Annotated in this window: 18 protein-coding genes; 6 read left to right on the top strand and 12 right to left on the bottom strand. The window is 53.1% G+C overall.

The features are described from left to right. Positions 1-86: 86 nt before the first annotated feature. The 3 genes from FPL14_RS19790 to FPL14_RS19780 are packed head-to-tail and all read right to left on the bottom strand — an operon-like array spanning position 87 to position 4,172. Entirely contained in the window at positions 87-1,313 is a 1,227-nt protein-coding gene (locus FPL14_RS19790) for a response regulator transcription factor (protein ID WP_182299392.1), read from the bottom strand. Positions 1,314-1,315: 2 nt separating this feature from the next. Next, positions 1,316-3,130 (bottom strand): cache domain-containing sensor histidine kinase, encoded by a 1,815-nt coding sequence (locus FPL14_RS19785; protein WP_182299391.1) that lies wholly within the window; start codon positions 3,128-3,130, stop codon positions 1,316-1,318. Positions 3,131-3,152: 22 nt separating this feature from the next. Further along, complete coding sequence (locus FPL14_RS19780) at positions 3,153-4,172, bottom strand: substrate-binding domain-containing protein (protein WP_182299390.1); 1,020 nt, start codon at positions 4,170-4,172, stop codon at positions 3,153-3,155. Between the two features lie 225 nt (positions 4,173-4,397). On the opposite strand from FPL14_RS19780, the gene FPL14_RS19775 reads away from it, so the two are divergent. Further along, complete coding sequence (locus FPL14_RS19775; RefSeq protein WP_182299389.1) at positions 4,398-5,096, top strand: hypothetical protein; 699 nt, start codon at positions 4,398-4,400, stop codon at positions 5,094-5,096. Positions 5,097-5,399: 303 nt separating this feature from the next. On the opposite strand, the gene FPL14_RS19770 is transcribed toward FPL14_RS19775, so the two are convergent. The 4 genes from FPL14_RS19770 to FPL14_RS19755 all read right to left on the bottom strand — a co-directional run bounded on the left by FPL14_RS19770 (position 5,400) and on the right by FPL14_RS19755 (position 10,103). Continuing rightward, complete coding sequence (locus tag FPL14_RS19770) at positions 5,400-6,047, bottom strand: TVP38/TMEM64 family protein (protein WP_182299388.1); 648 nt, start codon at positions 6,045-6,047, stop codon at positions 5,400-5,402. A 424-nt stretch (positions 6,048-6,471) separates the two neighbouring features. Then, entirely contained in the window at positions 6,472-8,145 is a 1,674-nt protein-coding gene (locus FPL14_RS19765) for a ribulokinase (RefSeq protein ID WP_182299387.1), read from the bottom strand. A 51-nt stretch (positions 8,146-8,196) separates the two neighbouring features. Continuing rightward, entirely contained in the window at positions 8,197-8,901 is a 705-nt protein-coding gene (araD, locus tag FPL14_RS19760; RefSeq protein WP_324617822.1) for an L-ribulose-5-phosphate 4-epimerase, read from the bottom strand. A 107-nt stretch (positions 8,902-9,008) separates the two neighbouring features. Further along, on the bottom strand, positions 9,009-10,103 hold the full coding sequence (locus FPL14_RS19755) for a GntR family transcriptional regulator (protein WP_182299386.1): 1,095 nt from the start codon (positions 10,101-10,103) through the stop codon (positions 9,009-9,011). Positions 10,104-10,297: 194 nt separating this feature from the next. On the opposite strand from FPL14_RS19755, the gene FPL14_RS19750 reads away from it, so the two are divergent. From FPL14_RS19750 to FPL14_RS19735, 4 genes are all read left to right on the top strand, one after another. Beyond that, positions 10,298-10,486, top strand: coding sequence for a hypothetical protein (locus FPL14_RS19750; protein WP_182299385.1), 189 nt, complete (start codon positions 10,298-10,300; stop codon positions 10,484-10,486). Positions 10,487-10,529: 43 nt separating this feature from the next. Then, positions 10,530-11,027, top strand: coding sequence for a YcxB family protein (locus FPL14_RS19745; protein ID WP_182299384.1), 498 nt, complete (start codon positions 10,530-10,532; stop codon positions 11,025-11,027). A gap of 196 nt (positions 11,028-11,223) precedes the next feature. Continuing rightward, positions 11,224-11,670, top strand: coding sequence for a hypothetical protein (locus FPL14_RS19740; protein ID WP_182299383.1), 447 nt, complete (start codon positions 11,224-11,226; stop codon positions 11,668-11,670). A gap of 1 nt (position 11,671) precedes the next feature. Continuing rightward, on the top strand, positions 11,672-11,896 hold the full coding sequence (locus tag FPL14_RS19735; RefSeq protein WP_182299382.1) for a helix-turn-helix transcriptional regulator: 225 nt from the start codon (positions 11,672-11,674) through the stop codon (positions 11,894-11,896). A gap of 144 nt (positions 11,897-12,040) precedes the next feature. On the opposite strand, the gene FPL14_RS19730 is transcribed toward FPL14_RS19735, so the two are convergent. Continuing rightward, positions 12,041-12,709 carry an HAD family hydrolase gene (locus FPL14_RS19730; RefSeq protein ID WP_182299381.1) on the bottom strand — a complete coding sequence of 223 codons (669 nt, stop codon included), beginning with the start codon at positions 12,707-12,709 and terminating at the stop codon, positions 12,041-12,043. Between the two features lie 157 nt (positions 12,710-12,866). Here FPL14_RS19730 and FPL14_RS19725 point away from each other — a divergent pair, with 157 nt between their 5' ends. After that, positions 12,867-14,258, top strand: coding sequence for a hypothetical protein (locus FPL14_RS19725; RefSeq protein ID WP_182299380.1), 1,392 nt, complete (start codon positions 12,867-12,869; stop codon positions 14,256-14,258). 22 nt (positions 14,259-14,280) lie between these two features. On the opposite strand, the gene allB is transcribed toward FPL14_RS19725, so the two are convergent. From allB to FPL14_RS19705, 4 genes are all read right to left on the bottom strand, one after another. Next, on the bottom strand, positions 14,281-15,693 hold the full coding sequence (gene allB / locus FPL14_RS19720; protein ID WP_182299379.1) for an allantoinase AllB: 1,413 nt from the start codon (positions 15,691-15,693) through the stop codon (positions 14,281-14,283). A 132-nt stretch (positions 15,694-15,825) separates the two neighbouring features. Continuing rightward, positions 15,826-16,779 carry a magnesium/cobalt transporter CorA gene (corA, locus tag FPL14_RS19715; RefSeq protein WP_182299378.1) on the bottom strand — a complete coding sequence of 318 codons (954 nt, stop codon included), beginning with the start codon at positions 16,777-16,779 and terminating at the stop codon, positions 15,826-15,828. 120 nt (positions 16,780-16,899) lie between these two features. After that, entirely contained in the window at positions 16,900-17,931 is a 1,032-nt protein-coding gene (locus FPL14_RS19710) for a glycoside hydrolase family 88/105 protein (RefSeq protein WP_182299377.1), read from the bottom strand. A gap of 24 nt (positions 17,932-17,955) precedes the next feature. After that, the gene (locus FPL14_RS19705) at positions 17,956-18,801 is read right to left on the bottom strand and encodes a carbohydrate ABC transporter permease (RefSeq protein WP_182299376.1); all 846 of its coding nucleotides are present in this window, start codon (positions 18,799-18,801) and stop codon (positions 17,956-17,958) included. Between the last annotated feature and the right edge of the window lies 1 nt (position 18,802).

The raw sequence follows: 18,802 nt of genomic DNA, 5'->3' as shown, positions 1-18,802 counted from the left end.
CGAAATCTCTTCTTACATGATATCCGTATCCCCCTACGATAACAATATTCGCCCCGAAAAATGTCCAAATTTCGTTCGATTCGCCCTCACTCTTCTTCGAAAGCTTCGCCTTTACGATAACGGATAGGGGATACGCCTACCGTTTTTTTGAACGCCGTGCTGAAATAGTGCTGCGAGTCGTATCCGACGGCTTCGGCGATATCCGCGATGCTGCGATTGGTCGAGCTAAGCAGTTGAACCGATTTGGATATGCGAAGCTGGGTCACCAGCGTGACGAAAGTAATTCCGAGCTCCTGCTTGAATAAGCGGCTTAAGTAGACGGACGACACCCCGATGGCGTTAGCCGTTCCTTCCAAGGAAAGCTCCTTATCGGCGTAATGGTCGCGCAAATACTGCCTTGCCCTTCGCACGAGCGGAGATATGGAAGCTTCCTTGTAGACGCCGCTCTTGGCTTTGCGATAGGCCGCGGCCACGCCGTCGAACCCTTGCTCGACCGGTTCGCCTTGAGCGACGATCTGCAGTTTGAGGTATTGGGTTACGGCTTGCTCGATCGCCGCGAACAAAGACGCGTCCGTCGTATTCCAGACGATAACGCAAATAAATCCAAGCGGATCCCGAAACAAAACTTGCGCGTAGGGAGAAATGATCTCCTCGGCGATGTTCTCGATCGCGAACAGCATAAGCTGGCGATCCCGTTCCGAGCGAACGGATTGACCCAGATCGATCTCAGGCCAGCGGACGATTCCGAATAGGGAAGGAGGCGTATCCGGCAAATCAAGAAACCGCAATTGCTCCTGAACTTCCTTCTCGTTGACCGCCTCCTCGATCCATTCGTTGCAAAATCTCTCCCTGAGCAGCGGAATGTTTTTACGGATTTGGCGGGAAGCTTGCTCGAAATGCTTCTCCTGAGCTTTGGTTTGTTCCAGTTGACCGGCGATCCTGCTCAGCACCTCGGTCAGGTGTCCGGGATTGGCCGGTTTCAGGATATATTCATCCACCCCGAAATGGACGGCTTGTTGGGCGTAATTGAACTCGTCGTGCCCGGATACGATCACGATCCGGCACGAAGGAAGCAACTGCTTGGCTTCCTGGATAAGCATTAAGCCATTCTTGATCGGCATGTTGAGATCGACGAGCATGACGTCGACTTGATGCTTGATCGCCAGTTCCAGCGCTTCTTCGCCATCCTCCGCCTCCGCTACGACCTCCAACCCTATAGCTTGCCAATCAACGGCTTCCCGAAGGCCCTCGCGAATGATCGGTTCATCGTCGGCAATCAGGACCTTCCAGGAATTAATCTTCGATAAAGCCATGGCTACCCCTCCTCCGCATGGATCGGATAGATCAGCGATACGGTAGTTCCGATTCCCCGTTCGCTTTCGATCGTGATTCCGCAATCGTCCGTACCGTAGGTTAATTTCAATCGCGCTTGCACGTTGGCAAGCCCGTATCCGGAACCCGAGGTTTCCATCTGGGTAATTCTCGGATCGTTCATTCGTTCTCGCATCCGGAGCAAAGTCTCTTCCGGGATGCCCACTCCGTCGTCGCTTACGGACAGGCGAATCCGATCTTTCCTAAGCGTTCCTTTTACGGTAATGTTGCCCGGTCCCCGACGTTCCTTGATCCCATGGTAGATCGCGTTTTCCACTATGGGCTGCAGAATGATCTTCAATACGGGGATATGCGCGATGTCGGGATCGAGCTCAAGAGAGTATTGCAACTTATCTTTGTAGCGAAGCTTCTGAATTTGCAAATAGCTGCGAATATGATCGAACTCCTCCGCCAGCGGGATGAACTCGTTCCCCTTGCTCAGGCCGATTCGGAACAGCTTCGACAAGGCTTCCACCATTTCCGAGACGTCCTCCGCTCCCTGCTTGCGGGCCATCCAATGGATCGTATCCAACGTGTTGTACAGGAAATGAGGTTTGATTTGCGCTTGAAGAATACGCAGTTCGGCCTCCCTCTTCTGCTTTTCCTGTTTCTCCGTCAGCTGGAGCAATTCGTTGATTTTGGTCAGCATGCTATTGTAGCTGCGCCCCAGCATTCCGACTTCGTCTCTCCCGTCGCCCCAATAACGGGTCGTCAAATCCCCGGACTCCGCGCGTTGCATAAAGGCCATCAACCGGTGAATAGGTCGCGAAATCCCGTGGGACAAAGCAAATGAGGCCGTTATTCCCAATAAACAAACGACAAAGACGAAAGTCCCGACGTATAACCGGATTTGACGGACTTCGGGAGCAGCCTCTTCCGTGGAGAATACCCCGATCGTCGACCAATTGGTAAAGGAGGATTTGCGGAAAATAAACTGCAGTTCCCTTCCGTTGACCGTCTCGACGAATTGTCCGGATGCTTGTCCTTTCAACCACATTAAAGGAATGGATTGAAACCCCAGCTGCTTAGGCACGTATACGGACTCCCCCTTCTCGTCCATGACCATCAGCAGTCCGGTTTTTCCTAATTGGATATCTTGCGCCGCCTCTACGATAACCCTCAATTTCAAATCGATCAGCACGACGCCCAACACTTTCTGCGTATCCGGATCAAGGATCGCTCTCACGGCGGACACGACTTCATTATCCTTATAATTCGCGTGAGTCGTCACGTTGCGCCCGTAAGGATGCCCGATGACTTGGAAAATCCCCTTGCCCGCGACCGCTTCCTGATACCACGGCTCCAACGTCAGATCTTTGGCCGAAGAACGCGAATACATATCGTTGCTTAGATATTCCCCATGAGAGTTCACGACCATAATGCCCGCGATCTCCGTCTGAAGCGTCGAAAATCCTCTCATGAATTCCAATGCTTCGTCCCGGTTCGCCTGATCGGGTTTCTCCTCGTCGAGAAAACCGCGGACTTGCGGATTAAAGGAGATCAGATAAGTCGTATTCTGTACGTTCCCGACATAAAATTCGATCGAACGATTGACCTTGGAAATTAACTGCAGCGTGTTCTCGTTCATTTGCCTTTCGATGATCCGGTTGACGACCCAGTCGGTCAGAACGCCCAATACCAATGACGGTAAAATCGTAATCAGCAAAAAGTGCACGAGCAATTTGTATCGGATAGGTAAGTTTTTCGGCAGCAACCCTCCAAAAAACGAACGGCCTTCCCGATTGTCATAAGAATGCATACGCGAACCTCCCCCGCTCCCCCTATTTGGCGTAATAGTTGTCCACGTTGTCTTGAGTTACGATCGTCACGCCGGTATCGATGAAAGACGGGAGCGGATGGGCGCCGTATATATCTTCGCTGTTAGGTTGGACCAGGTCGTGATGCTGGTGAAACAGTTCGAGCAATGACCAGTAACCCATATTCCATGTTCCCTGCGCGATCGTCGCGTTAATCGTTCCGTCCTTGACCAAATCCAGCGTTCCTTTGTCGGTATCGAATCCGATGACGACTTTGCTTTTCGCCACCCCCGATTCCTTAAGAGCTTTCCCGATCCCGACTCCTCCGTTCGCTTGCGTCGCGAAGAACCCGTCCAGGTCCGGATATTGCCGCAAGATGGCTTTGGCAACTTTCTCCGACTCTTGAATCTTTCCTCTTCCGTCCGCGATTCGTACGACTTGGATGGCCGGAAACTCTTGCTTTAACGTTTCGGTAAATCCTTTGGTTCTCTCCTCGTGGTTCAATTGATTAGGCTGGGTAACTACGGCTGCTTTCCCTTGTCCGGACAGCAGCCTGCCAAGTTCGCGCGCCGCTTGGGCCCCCGCGCCGTAATTGTCCGTCCCCAAAAAAGAATAAGCCTTGCTGCTCGGCGAATCGGAATCGAACAGCACGACGGGAATGCCCGCCTTAATCGCCTTGTCGATCGTTCCTACCAACGCTTCCGGATTAATCGCCGTGACGGCAATGCCCGCAGGCTTCATGGCGATGACCTGTTCCAAGACCGTAATTTCTTCGTTCGCGTCATACTGGGAAGCTCCCCGGAATTCCACGGAAACGTTCAGCACCTGCGCGGCATCCTCGAATCCCTTCATGATGCTCTTCCAATAATCCAACCCGGATTGAAAGGTGACCATCACGTATTTCTCTTCCATGCTTCCCATCAGGCCGATCGGATTCTCGTTCCACTCGTCCCGATTATCCTCGCGAAAGCCGAAGTACCAGAAAAACAATGCGAATAAGCCCGTAACCAATCCATAGACGATTAATAAGAGCTGTTTTTTCATCGCAAGAAACCTCCTTCGCGGCGGGTCGGCCGGAATTCCTGTTCAGTAGCTTTCCCACTTTTATCATAGTGGGGGAGCCAACTTCCGTCTTTTCACAAAAGAGCACATTTTTTTCGTTTTTTTAACTTCGCGTTTCGGGTACCCAGGAGAATATGGTACCTGAATGAGGGTGGGCGCATATCCTGCATTAATCGTCAAACGCCCATGGGCAAAGGAGGAACAACGATGTCGAAACTACGGTCGACGGATGCGAAGCCGCAATTGCGCAAAGCTCCCGCTGATCCGAAAGCGAAGCTCTCATCCCGTCAGTCCGCGCAACCTCAACTTAAAGCCGTATCCGGCAAATCCAATAAAAAAGAGTCGCCCAAAGACGACGTTGTGCATTTGCATCAGAACGAGGAACAACCGGCCTACCAGACTCGGCAAATTCCATGGTGGGTTTTCCCGAAAGAGCAACAAAGAGGGTTGCTAGGAGGCTTGTTTGGAGGGCAAGGAGGCGGCTTGTTCGGCGGACCCGGGGGTCCGGGCGGCGGGATGTTCCCCGGACCGGGCGGTCTCGGCGGACCCGGAGGTCCGGGTGGCGGTATGTTCCCCGGACCGGGCGGTCCCGGCGGACCCGGAGGTCCGGGTGGCGGTATGTTCCCCGGACCGGGCGGCCCCGGCGGACCCGGGGGTCCGGGTGGCGGTATGTTCCCCGGACCGGGCGATCCCGGCGGACCCGGGGGTCCGGGCGGCGGTATGTTCCCCGGACCGGGCGGTCCCGGCGGACCTGGAGGTCCGGGTTTCCCGCCTCCGCCGTTCCCGGACCCGGACCTGGACCCGGACCGTTCCCGCCTCCGCCTCCGCCTTTCCCGGGACCTGGACCGTTCCCGCCACCGCCTTTCCCGGGACCTGGACCGTTCCCGATTCCGCCTGCCTTCATAACGGTAAGAATCACCGGAGGAGCGGCGTTCCCTAGAATCAACTTTACGAACTTCATCCCGTTCTTTCCGGGAATCACGATCCGCCAAGCATTGGAGTCCACCGGCTTAGTCGGCTTCGGACCGGCCGGCTTCATCCGCAGCGTTGCCGGAATTCCAATCTTCGGAACAACGACGGTACGTCTTCGCTACAATGGGCGAGTGATCCCGCAGACGCTTCTGAACTTTCCCGCTGAGCCCGGAAGCATCGTCGGCCTTGAGCTTTTCCTTTCATTCACGGGTGCAGTTCCGCTTCCTCTCTGACCGTTCAATTCCCTTCCATCTCCTGTTCCACCTTGCGGCGGAACAGGAATGGGACGGATAGAGCAACGGCGAACACGCATCCGGCAATCGCGAATTGCTGCCAGCTCCCTTTGGTTAGACTGGAACCTAGGAAGTTATAAGCGAAAGTTCCCGGCAACGTTCCGATGATCGTCGCGGGAAGAAACGCCCGCAAAGGCACGCGGGCTACGCCCGCCGCGTAACTGACCAAATCGAACGGGACGAAAGGAGCGATCCGCAGCAACAGCACCATCATGAATCCTTTCCTCTCCATAGCCCGTTCTATCTTTTCCAGCCTCGGATCCTCTTTCCCCCGAAAAAAGCTGCCTCCTATTTTCCTCGCCAGCAGAAAGGACAGAACCGCTCCTGTAACCGCTCCGACCAACGTATACACCATGCCCAACCACGTTCCGAACGCCAACCCTCCCGCCATGGATAAGACCGAAGCCGGGAATAGGATAAACGGACGCGCGATATACATCGCAATATAAAGAACCGGAGCCACCCATCCGAACGACAGCACCCACGTTCGAATCGACTCCGGGTTCAACTTCAAATATTTAAGATCAAACCATAGCAGGGCAGCCACTATGAGGATAGCGGCCGCGATTTTCCACACCATAGAACGACGCAAACGGACAAGCCCCTTCCTTTGTTTTCCATCTGTCTATTCGTATCATACAAAAACCGGGATGAGAAAACAAAACAAACGCCGTAACCGGCGAGCAGCCTAACTAACCTGCGATTCATGGAACTGACCAATCCGATCGCATTCTGCGAGAGTATGATAAGGCGGTTAAGCCGCACTATTCTCACACATGGTGTTCATTTTTCCGAATTAAGGCAACTGCGCCGTTACTAACTTACGGCTGCGAGGCTGAACAACTAATTAGAAAATGAAATAGTACCACCACACGCGCTTATTTCCAGAATCCGAGTCACTTAGGAGCAAAGGTTCTTACCTAAAAACTACAAATTAATATCGATATTTTTTCTATACGAATATAAAAACTGCCCCATAAGCTGTTCATGGGGCAGTTTTTATCAAAGCTCGCCGATTAATGCGACGCGTCATCCTTCAGCGATTTCAAACGCTTCATGACGTCGTTGGCGCCGCGGCCGAAATAATCGTGCAGCGTGCTGTATTCTTGATAGAGCTTCTCGTACACGGCAACGTTGGCCGGAATCGGCTTGAACGTCTCCTCGCGCACGCGAGCCATCGCTTTGGCCGCGTCCACGACACTGTCGTAGCCGCCTTTGGCGCTTCCCGCCGCGACCGCGCCGAACATCGCCGCTCCGATCGCGGGCGTCTGCTTGGAATCGGCGATTTTGATCTCGCGGTTCGTAACGTCCGCGTAGATTTGCATCAATAGCCGGTTGCGTTGCGGCAATCCGCCGCAAGCGTAGACTTCGTCTACCGGAACGCCGTTGTTATGGAACGCGTCGATGATCTTGCGCGTACCGAAAGCCGTCGCCTCCAGCAACGTACGATACACTTCCTCCGGCTTGGTCAGCAAGCTGTACCCGACGATTACGCCGGTCAGATTCGTATCTACGAGCACGGAGCGATTGCCATTCCACCAATCCAACGCCAGCAAGCCCGTTTCTCCAGGCTTGTAAGCTTCCGCCCGCTCGGTCAGCCATTGGTGAACGCCGACGCCGTCTTTGTCCGCCGCTTCCTTCACGTATGCAGGCACCGCTTCTTCAACGAACCATTCGAAAATATCTCCTACCGCGGACTGTCCGGCTTCGTACCCGAGATAACCCGGAATGATTCCGTCTTCGACCACTCCGCACATGCCTTCCACTTCTACTTCTTTCTCTCCGAGCAGCATGTGGCAGATCGAAGTTCCCATAGCCATAACGAGCTTGCCCGGCGTCACGACGCCGACAGCCGGAACCGCGGCATGCGCGTCCACGTTGCCGACCGCGATTGCCGTACCCGCATTTAGGCCGGTTAGCTTCGCCATCGCTTCCGTCAGCTCGCCCGACTTCGTTCCGAGCGGCATGATCTCTCCGCGCAGCTTCGTTTCCGTCAAGTTTTCCAAACGAGGGTCCAGCGCTTTGAAGAACTCTTTGCTCGGGTAACCGTCTTGCTTGTGCCAGATGGACTTGTATCCTGCCGTACAGCTATTGCGCACGAAATTGCCGGTCAACTGAGAGATAACCCAGTCCGTTGCTTCCGTGAACAGATCGGTTGCTTCGTATACTTCCGGAGCTTCGTTCACGATCTGCCATACTTTCGCGATCATCCATTCCGAAGAAATCTTACCGCCATAACGCGGAAGGAATTTCTCCCCGCGTTCCGCCGCGATCGCGTTCAAGCGATCCGCCTCGTCTTGCGCCGCGTGATGTTTCCATAACTTCACCCAGCCGTGAGGGTTATCCTTCCACTCCGGCTTGAAGCAGAGAGGGACGCCTTGCTCATCGACCGGCAGCATCGTGCAAGCCGTAAAGTCGATCCCTAGCCCGATCACGTCGGATGGATCGATACCGGATTGCTTCAGAACCGCGGGAATGGACCGACGAAGCACCTCCAAATAATCGTCGGGATGCTGCAACGCCCAATCGTTCTCCAACGCTTGGCCCGACGTAGGCAATATTTCGTCGATAACTCCGTGAGGATAAGGGGTAACGTGATCCGCGATTTCGTGTCCGTTGGACAGGTCGACGAGAACCGCGCGTCCCGATTGGGTACCGTAATCAACGCCGATAGCGTATTTTTGGCTCATGATTTGCCTCCTCGAAGGAATGAATGATATCGGTCTAACGATTCAGAAGCTTTAGTGCTTCGAATCGCCCGGTTGCCCGTAATAAGCGTTCGCGCCATGCTTGCGCAAATAATGTTTGTCCAGCAGCGTTTGATTCATCGACGGAATTCCGGCGTTTAACTGTCTGGTGTGATAAGCCATCTTCGCGACTTCCTCAAGCACTACCGCGTTATGCAACGCATCCATGGCATCCTTGCCCCAAGCGAACGGAGCATGGCTGTTCACGAGCACGCCCGGAACCCGATCCGGATTGATCCCATGGAACGTTTCCACGATGACGTTGCCTGTCTCCGCTTCGTATGCTCCTTCGATCTCCGCGTTCGTCATCGGCCGAGTGCACGGAATCGTTCCGTAGAAATAATCGGCTTGAGTCGTTCCGAGCGCCGGGATTCCTTGACCCGCCTGCGACCAGATCGTCGCCCACGGCGAGTGCGTATGAACGATGCCGCCGACGTTCGGAAAAGAACGGTAAAGCACGAGATGCGTCGGGGTATCCGACGAAGGACGCATCGTCCCTTCCACCACGTTGCCGTCCAGATCGACGACGACCATCTGCTCCGGCTGCAGTTCCTCGTAAGGCACGCCGCTCGGCTTGATAACCATAAGGCCGGACTCTCGATCGAAGCCGCTTACGTTGCCCCAAGTAAAAGTCACTAAACCGTATTTCGGCAGCTCCGCATTGGCTTGACATACGATTTTCTTAAGTTGTTCCAACAAGTGAAACACTCCCTTTCCTTACATAGATCAAGATATTAACGATTCTAATGCCCTTAATAACTGATCTCATTATACACTTGTACGTACAGGTGTGTCGATAGTAATCGTTACTGGATTTCCATCGTCGATTGACGAACGATCAACTTAGGAGGATACAGCATTTCTTCGTTCGGCGGAGCGGTACCCTTCTCCATTTGCGCGATGAGAAGATTTGCCGCTTGCTCCCCGAGACCCGATTTAGGATGCTCTATCGTCGTTAATTTAATTTCCGTAGCCGTCGCTAGGAACGAATCGTCGTAACCGATAATCGATAGATCTTCCGGTACCCGCAAACCGATCTCCCTAACGGTGTCTAGCAACGAAATGGCCAGTTGATCGTTATAGCACACGAGAGCCGTAGGACTCTGGTCGGACATAAGCATCTCGCGCAGCATCCGATGCGGGTGCTCCCCTTTATCCTCGGTCGAATAGCGTACGATCATGCTTGCTTCGGACGGAATATGATGTTCCCGGCAGGCGCGGATAAACCCTTTCATCCTTCGCACGCCTTGCAGATCGTCCGTTTTGAAAAATCCCGCGACTCTCCGGTGTCCAAGCCCGATCACGTAGCTCGCGGCCATGAAGCCGCCCGCGTCGTCATCCACTCGCACGCTCGGAAACTCCATATCGGGATAGGACTCGTTAATCATCACCATAGGAATGCCGTGATCTTCGATGGCCAAATAGTTATCGAAATTCGGATTGCCTTCGGCGCTCTTCGTCGGTTCGACGATAAGCGCGCATACCGAGTGGCTCAGCATCATTTCCAAACACTCCCGCTCCCGATCCTTGCGGTGATCCGTGCTGGACAACAGCATGCGATAGCCTTTTTCCTTCAATGTCGCTTCGATCCCCCGGACGATGGAGGGAAAAATATAGTCGGATATAGAGGTCGTTATGACGCCTACCGTACGATTCCCGGAAGCGCTGCGGCGCTCGGGGGATTGCCTGCTCACGAACGTTCCTTTACCCTGTTCGCGGGCAAGCCACCCTTCCGTAACAAGCTCTCCGATCGATTGGCGCACCGTCTGGCGGCTCAATGAATATTGTTCCGCCAATTCGTTCTCCGAAGGCAGTTTGTCCCCCGGACGATATTTTCCGCTTGCGATCCATGACAAAATCTCTTCCTTAAGCTGCAAATATTTCGGCGATTGAGCACTCAATGGGGGCACCTCCTCTTCACACGAACCCTGTCAAAATGTTTAATGACAGTATACCACAGGATTTCACTTGTACGTACCTTTTCCGCCATTACTTGACGCAGTTGTACGGTATCCATTTTAGAAGCTTCGCGAATGCCCAATCCGGCCTAAGTTGTGGTATAGTTTGTTTATTCTATTCATGGAGGGTTTTCTTTTTGGCCAATCAAATGATCTATTCGACCGAAAATATCGATATCAGCGCCGATTCCGACAAAAAACAGGTGCACATCGAGCTCGCGAGCAGCGGTTACCGTCCGAAATACGTCTCATTGTTCATCGACGACCGCGATGAGCTTGAACGGATCATTCAAGCGTTGCAAACCGCGAAGTCCTCATTGGAATAGATAGCAAGAACGCCGCTTCATTAGAATAAGGAGGAGTATCAAATTGATAGACATCACGTATAAGTACAACGAATATATGGGCAAAGCCATCCGCGGTTACCATCATAACTCGCTTAGATTCTGGATCTCCAACGTACTCGGGCTAGCGATCGTCCTGCTGGAGATCATTATGTATAGCCAAACTTCCAATCAAAAGCTGTTATGGATCGCTTTCTTCGTATTGCTGGTGCTTGGCTTCTCGTACGTAACCTCTTGTTACCTGCAGCCCGCCAAGTTCATGAGCGACGCCAGGTATAACAAGCCGTTCACCTTATCCGTCGGCGACGAACAAATTCGGCTCCATTCGGAAGATCTCCATTCCGACGCCGCTTGGTCTACCGTGACGAAAGTGTGGGCAACGGACAAGTTCTATTATTTGTTCTTGGATAAGAGACAATTCTGGATCATTCCAAGAGACCGCTTCGCGGATCAGGCGCAAGAAGAACAATTCAAGCAAATCGCTAGCCGTCACCGTAAAATCAATCGAGGTCTCATTAGGTAGAGAAATTAGAGATCTTAAAACCCGACAGGCGAAGAACCGTGCGAGCAACTTCCACGGTTCTTCGCCTCTTTTTTTGTTTAACTTGTTTCTTCAAAAATATGATGTAAAGAAAACTTGACATCATGAATGGTTTTTATTACATTATGAATATAAAACTTTACTTCATGTAAAAATAAACGCACAAAGGGCGTGAACCATGACTTATCAAGAAAAGAAAAGCATCGTATCGTTGATCAGCGCTATTCTCATCTTCGTATCTTTTTGCTTGTACATGTACCCGCAATATCCCGAGGGGGGGCCGGGGTCGACCGAAACCTTTCGCTTTTGGGGTTCCTTCGTCCTCTACCTGACTTTGATTTCAATCGTCGCGCACATCCTCATCAGCATTATTTTTAACATCGTCTTTCGAATCACGACCGGAGAAAAGGAACCCGCATTCGCGGATGAACTGGATAAACTCATCGACTTGAAAGCGTTCCGGAACTCTTTTTTCGTGTTTGTCCTGGGCTTTCTTCTTGCCATGGGTTCGCTCGTTATCGATCAGCCGTCGCAGGTGATGTTCGTCATCCTGATCGCTTCAGGATTCCTTTCGGACGTGACCGGCTCCGTCAGCAAACTTTATCACTATAGAAGAGGAGTGTAGGATGGGAAAACATCTTGTCGGCAATCATATCCGCAAATTACGATTCGACCATGATGAAATGACTCAGCAGCAATTGGCAGACAAGGTGGGCGTAACAAGGCAAACCATCGTGGCTCTCGAAAAGGGAAACTACTCCCCCTCTCTGGAACTGGCTTTTCGCATTGCCCACGCTTTCAACTTACCGTTGGAAGACGTATTCTTTTATGGGGAAGGGGATAAAAAATGAGTTCAAATAAAAAAGCCGCAAAAATCGTGGGAGTGCTGTTTATCCTTGCAGCCGTTACGGCTAAATCATAATGTTGCCGTCAACTAGACAAGGGATAGAGCATCGGAACGCTTCCGATGCTCTATCCCTTTTGTTTCGCGCAACTTATTTATCCTGCTCCAATAGACGAATGATGTCCTCCAACGATTGTTGCTCCAGACTTTTCAGGATCAAATCCGCTTCCGCGAAATCCATCTTGGCCGTCACCGTATTCGGTATGGCCACGCCATAGAGCCCCGCGGCCTTGGCCGCCCTAAGACCGTTAAATGAATCCTCGATCGCGAACGCCTCTTGGGGCTCTACCCCGAGATCCCCTATGGCTAATCTGTACAACGCCGGGTCGGGTTTCACCCGTTCCACGTCGTCGCAAGTCCGGACCGTGCGGAAATAGTCCCTGATCCCTTGACGCCCCAAATGACGTTCGATCCAAGCCCGGTCCGAGCTCGAAGCAAGTCCGATCGACAAGCCCAACCTACGCGCTTCCTCTAATCGCTCCAACACGCCCGGAAACAGCGTCGCCCGCTCGACGTTAGCCGCATGAGCCTCTTGATAGCGCGCGTTCATCGCATTCCGGTCTACCGGAGCTCCCGTCAATCTTTCCAATTCCGCGAACGGATCGTAAACGTATCCCTTCGTCCCTATGCCCGCGGCCCAAGCCTCGAGCGGAAATCGCAAGCCGTACTCCGCGTAGATTCCGCAGTAAGCGTCGTACGCGCAAGTCTCCGTATCCATCAGCGTTCCGTCAAAGTCGAACACAACCGCTTTTATCGCCATTGCTCAACACTCCCTATCCACGTCTCTCTATAACTTGACTCTATTCTACGCAAGATTTCGAGAATCGTCGACCTTAGCGCTTTTGACAGAATTTCGTTGCGTTAAAAGTCGAAAGATCGTACGATGGAAGTAACTTTGAATAATGGAGACGATTTCCATGACAAGATCACGCAGCAACGCGATTTCCGGCGGCCGCGCGCCGTTCATAGGCGCCCAAAGACCGCCCGGCCCCGCAAGGACCCCGATGATCGGCGCGCATAGGCAACCGCGGCAGGATCCAATGGCGGACTTGCAGCAATCGATCGGTAACCAAGCCGTGCTTCAAGGAATGGATACCGCTCCCGAAACTCCTTATTACTTAGAAACGGCTAACCAATCCCCGATCCCTTCCGTCTATTACGATGGAGAGCAGCCGAGCATCGGATCGAGCAGCAGTCCGGGATTGAACCCGCCCGAAACGCCTGACTACATAGATACGTCGGTCCCGCCGTCTCGCGCGCCTTCCAACGGATACGACGATAGCATACCGCCGCCTCCTTCCCTTAACCCGCAAGCCTCGAACGCACAGGGCGCCAATGCATTCGCCTTGAAATCGATGCTCCCTTCCATGCCCAAGTTCGATAGACAAGACATCATCGGTCCGAACGATAGAATGAATACCAAATTGCCCTCTCAGACGTTCTATGCCGAGAACGAGGAGCAGAGAGCGCCTTACGCGCGCGGGTTCAACGATCAAGGGCTGATGACGAACGCCTCGGACGGCAGCGAGCTTAACACGATCGGGGCCAGAAAAGCGGCATTCAGAGGCTCGAAACCGGATCGCCATATTTTCACGATGGACAAGGACGGACAATTCCATTCGGCGGATGCGATCAAAGAAAACGAAGACCGCGGCCAATCCGCCCTCGATCAAGGACTCGGCATGCAGGATCGGTTCCACCATTCCAGCTTCCATGCAGGCGATGCCGTTGCCGGCGCAGGCGAACTGCAAGTCCGAGACGGGCAAGTGGAGCTTCTGTCGGACACGAGCGGCCATTACCAGCCCGGCTCCAAGCAGATGATCCAGACCGTCCAGCAATTAGAGAAAAACAAGGTTAAGCCCGAGCAGCTCGGCGTCGAATTCGTCGGCAAAGGGGGCACCCAGAACATGCAAGCCTCCGCTCTCGAGCTGCTAGGATATGCCGACCATAAACCGGATAGAGCGGAAGAGAAGATGCGCAAGAACCACGCCAAGAAAAACTCCGTTCTGCAGGAATTGTTAAGCAAAAGCGCCAATAACCCCGATGGTCAAAATTTAATCCCTTCCGAAATCAACAAGAGACCGGAAGAAACGGCTCCCGAATCGGAAGCCGAGCAGCAAAACGGAACTCCCGACGCTTTCTACATGGGCGATCAAGAATCCGATTATACCCCTAACCAATATGAAGACATCGAAGAGGAACAAGAAGAAAGCCAGGCCAGCCAGGCCGACGCGGCATACTACACCGATATACCCGCCGAACAAGAAGGGCCCGAAGCCGAAAATCAGGATGACATATATTACAATTAGTCCGAAGGAGAGAGGATCTCCCTCAGGTTCCGAACAAGGACCGGGGAGATCCTCTCTTCGCGCGTTGCCACTCCCCGTCCCGCGAAGCTCCGATACCCTCTTCCTTCGTATAAACCGTTTTCCCCCTGCTCATGGTCATCACTACCCGACTGCGAAAGCTCCTTCCCGCGTACACGCTTTGCCGATGCCGGTATTGCAGATGCTCCCGCTCAAGCACATAAGGGGAATCGGGATGCACGAGGACGATATCGGCATCGGCTCCGACCGCCAACCTGCCCTTTCGGGGAAACAAGCCGAACCTTCTGGCCGGCGCTTCGGACAGCAGCTTGGACAACAGGGGCAGAGGAAGCCCCCTTTCGAGATGGCCTTCGTCGAACATCAATTCCAACGTGCTTTGCGCGCCTGCGATCCCGCCCCAGATCGCGAAGTAATCCTCGTCGGCGTTTAGCTTCATCGAAGGCGGACAGGGCGAATGATCCGAAGCGATCAGATCGATCTTGCCTTCCGCCAATCTAGTCCATAGCCCTTCGCGTTCTCTTAAACCGCGAATCGGCGGGGCGCACTTGGCGAGCGGACCGAGCCTCTCCAGATCGTCGTCCGTGAACATCAGATAATGAGGACATGTTTCTACCGTTACGTTAACGCCGTTCATTTTCGCTTCCCAAATCATATCGACGGCCTGAGGGCTGCTGATATGCACCAAATGCAGCGGACACTCCGTCCGTTCCGCGAACAAGAGCACTCGGCGCACCGCGTCCAATTCCGCCGCCAGCGGCCTGGACTCGAGAAAGTCGCGCACGCTCCTCTTCTTGCGGCCATCGAATTTCTCGGACAAGGCCGCGATAATCTCTTCGCTCTCCGCGTGCACGGCAAGCACTTTCTTTTTGCCCGCGATAATTTTCATGCCTTCGAACAAGACGATATCGTCGACTTCCTTATAACAGCCTTCCCCCTTATCGCCCGGAGCGGACATGAACGCTTTGAACCCGATCACTCCCGCATCCGCCAAAGCTTCCAGATCGTCCAGATTGTCCGGGACCAGACCTCCCCATAAGGCGTAGTCCACGTAGCTGCCCGTCCGGTTAGCCGTTTGCAGCTTCCGATTCATCGCTTCTACCGTTAACGTCGGCGGCGGCCCGTTAGAAGGCATATCGAAAAAAGTCGTGCAGCCCCCGGCCGCCAGCGCCGCCGAGCCGCTCTCGAATCCTTCCCACTCGCCCAGCCCCGGTTCGTTGAGATGAACGTGCGCGTCCACGACTCCCGCCATCACGTACAATCCTTGCGCATCTATAGTCTGTCTAGTAGGCGTCTGAATATCGGGACCGATATCGACGATTACCCCGGCCTGAATGGCGATATCCGCGATGCGGACACCGCCCTGTAACACGACGTTTCCTCCTTTAATTACACGATCCAATTTAGCTTCGTCCCGCATCCCCGGTCCCTCCCTAATCCAAACAGCCGAATTTATGTTATATAATATAACATAAATTCGGCTGTTGATCAGGAAAAGGAAACAAAATTCATTTTTTACGTAAGCTTATTTCACATAAACATTTCAGATTCATTAGTCGAACCACCCTTTACGCTTAAACCACAAATACATCCCGAATCCCAGAACGACCATAACCCCAATGACGATGAAATACCCCGCGTTCCATTGCGTCTCCGGCATATTCACGAAGTTCATGCCATATACGCCGGCAATGAAAGTGAGCGGCATGAAGATCGTCGTAATGACCGTCAACGTTTTCATGATGGCGTTCATCCGGTTGGACCGCAACGAATCATAGCTGTCCCTGAGATCCGCCGTCATCTCGCGGTTCGACTCGATCATCTCCGTCAGCTTCAACAAATGGTCGTAAATATCCGTAAAATAAGCGAGCTGCCCTTTCACGCCGGGAATCTTCTCCGAGTTGATGATCCGATACAGCAAATCCCTCATCGGAATAACGGTACGCCTTATTCGCAGAAGATCGGAACGAATATCGTAGATCTGCTCGGTCATCTCCTGAATATTGGCTCTATTTTCCCCTTGATCCTCCAGCTCGTTCAATTGATCCTCGATCTTATATAAGGTCGGAAAATAATTATCGACCAACTTGTCCACGATCAAATAAGCGACATAGTTATGATCCCTGTTTTTGCGGAAGTTCGAATCTTGCATCCTGCGCCATGCTTCGTCCACTTCTTGCGACGGAGTCAAGTGCACCGTCACGATGCCGCGCGGTCCGAGGAAAAAATCCACCTCTTCCGCTTTAAGGGTCTCGGGATGAAGAGCATGCAAGACGAAAAAGTTAGTCTCCTCGTAATGGTCCACTTTGGGCCGTTGAAGAAGATGCATGCAATCCTCGATAGCGAGCGGGTGGAAATGAAAATAACTGTCCAGCAAGTGCATTTCCTCGTCCGTCGGGCAATCGAAATCGACCCAGAACCATTTGATATCGCTATTCATCAGGCTATGCAGGGGAACATCCGCCAACATCTCCTGTTGTTCCGTTACCGCCATTATCCGCAGCATTCGCCTCACCTCTACCGTTCATTATGCTCCCAAATGACAACGGTTGGCAACCGGCGGCAACCGCCGTACGGCAAAGACGCGCCGCCAAGCTGGTTACGCTCGGGAACGCGCCCCTAAAACTCAATATGGATTTTTGCGAACGTTCAGTACGTCGGACAGGAAGGCCAGCGTCAACCCTTGTCCCCAACCTTGGATTCTCTTGTCCGGAACGCCCCTGTAGCCAGCCGCGTCCTTCATGACGGCCGTGCCCGCCGAAACCCCGGTCACCGTTCCGTCTTCCGTTATCCGCGCCACAATTCCGTCGATGGAACGCTGCGTATATTTGTTGTACAGACGCCCTTTCGTCAGAAGCGCGGCGGCGATTCCCGCCGACCCCGAAGTCTCCAGCGGAGAAGACGGATCGTCCAGTATCGTATGCCATAACCCCGACTCGTCCTGCAGCCTTACCAGCGCGCTCAATTGGTCGCGCAACGAACCTTCGATGACCATGAAGTTCGGAAGATCGACCGGTACGATGTCGAGCGCCCGCGCCATCGTTAGCGCCGCCCACGAATTCCCCCTGGCCCAGTGAATGCCCGACATATGGTTCCCCGCTATATTGTCCCAGCCATGATAGTATAGGTTCGTGCGAGAATCCTGCAGCACGTTCTCATGTCCGTGATATTGGCGCAGACCGTCCGCGAAGTAATCCTCCCGGTTCAACAGCTTGCCGATCCGCAGAAGAAAATAACCCGCCATGAACATCGTGTCTACCCAAGCTTGCTCCGGGAAATTGTACGTCTCGGAATTCACGGTATGCTGGAAAATGCCATCCCCGAACCGCACCGCTTCATGCGTCAAATACTCTGCCATTTCTTTCGCCGTTTCGATATAGCGCTCGTCCTTCGTAACCTCGTATAAAGTGAGCAGCGAATGCCCGATCGATACGCCGTTTACGGACAACTTAGGCAGGCCTTCCTCCATATTTTCGTCGACCCAAGCTTTAAGCCTGTCGAGATATTCCGCTTTACCCGTTGCCGCATAAGCTTCGCACACCCCGTAGAACGCTACTCCGCCGGGCCAATCCCAACTAAAGTCCATCCGGAAGGTCCGGTCTACTACGCGATCGATGACGTCGATGATTTCGTTATCGTTAAATTGCAATGCAGGCATGTCGTCTGCTCCCTCCAATGTGAATTACCCCTTTAATCCGCTTGTGCTGATGCCTTCGACGATATATTTCTGGAAAACGAAGAAAATGATGAATACCGGCACGAGCGACAGCGTCGACATAGCGAACATTCCGCCCCAGTTGTTAAGAGACTCTCCGTCAAGGAACAACTTAAGCGCAAGAGATACCGGGTACAAATCCGGCTTGTTCAAATACAGCAACGGGTGGAGGAAATCCTCCCACGTCCAATAGAAAGAGAAGATAGCGGACGTCATAAGCGCTGGCACGATAAGCGGCAGGATGATTTTGAAGAAAATGCCGTATTTGCTGCAACCGTCGATCTTGGCCGCTTCGTCCAGATCCACCGGAACCGTCCGAATGAACTGCATGATCAGGAAGATAAAGAACGGAATGCCTAGAAACTGCGGCACGATGAGCGGCTTGAACGATTGCAGCCAACCGAACTCCGAGAACATGATGTATTGCGGGATGATCGTCACGTCGCGCGGCAGCATCAACGTCAGCATCATGCAACCGAACCACAACCCTTTGCCGAAGAACGGAATGCGCGCGAACGCGTAAGCAACCAACCCCGAGCTGCAAACCGCTCCGATCGTCGAGAGGATTACGATGATAAACGAGTTTTTGAAGAACGTTCCGAACGAATTGCCGGCAAAGCCCTCCCAACCGGTTTCGTAGTTGTTCCATTCGAGCCGGCTCGGAATGAGGCTGTATGCCGTCGAGAAAATTTCGTCGTTAGGCTTAAGGGAGCTGGCAACCAGCCATAAGATCGGATAGATCATGCAAAGCGCCAAACCGCCGACGAGGAGATGATAAGAAAGCGACTTCCATCTTTTGCGCGAGATCGCCATG

Origin of the sequence: Cohnella cholangitidis, from assembly GCF_014107495.1 — a bacterium.
GTDB lineage: Bacteria > Bacillota > Bacilli > Paenibacillales > Paenibacillaceae > Cohnella > Cohnella cholangitidis.
This window is presented reverse-complemented; position numbering and strand designations above follow the sequence as displayed.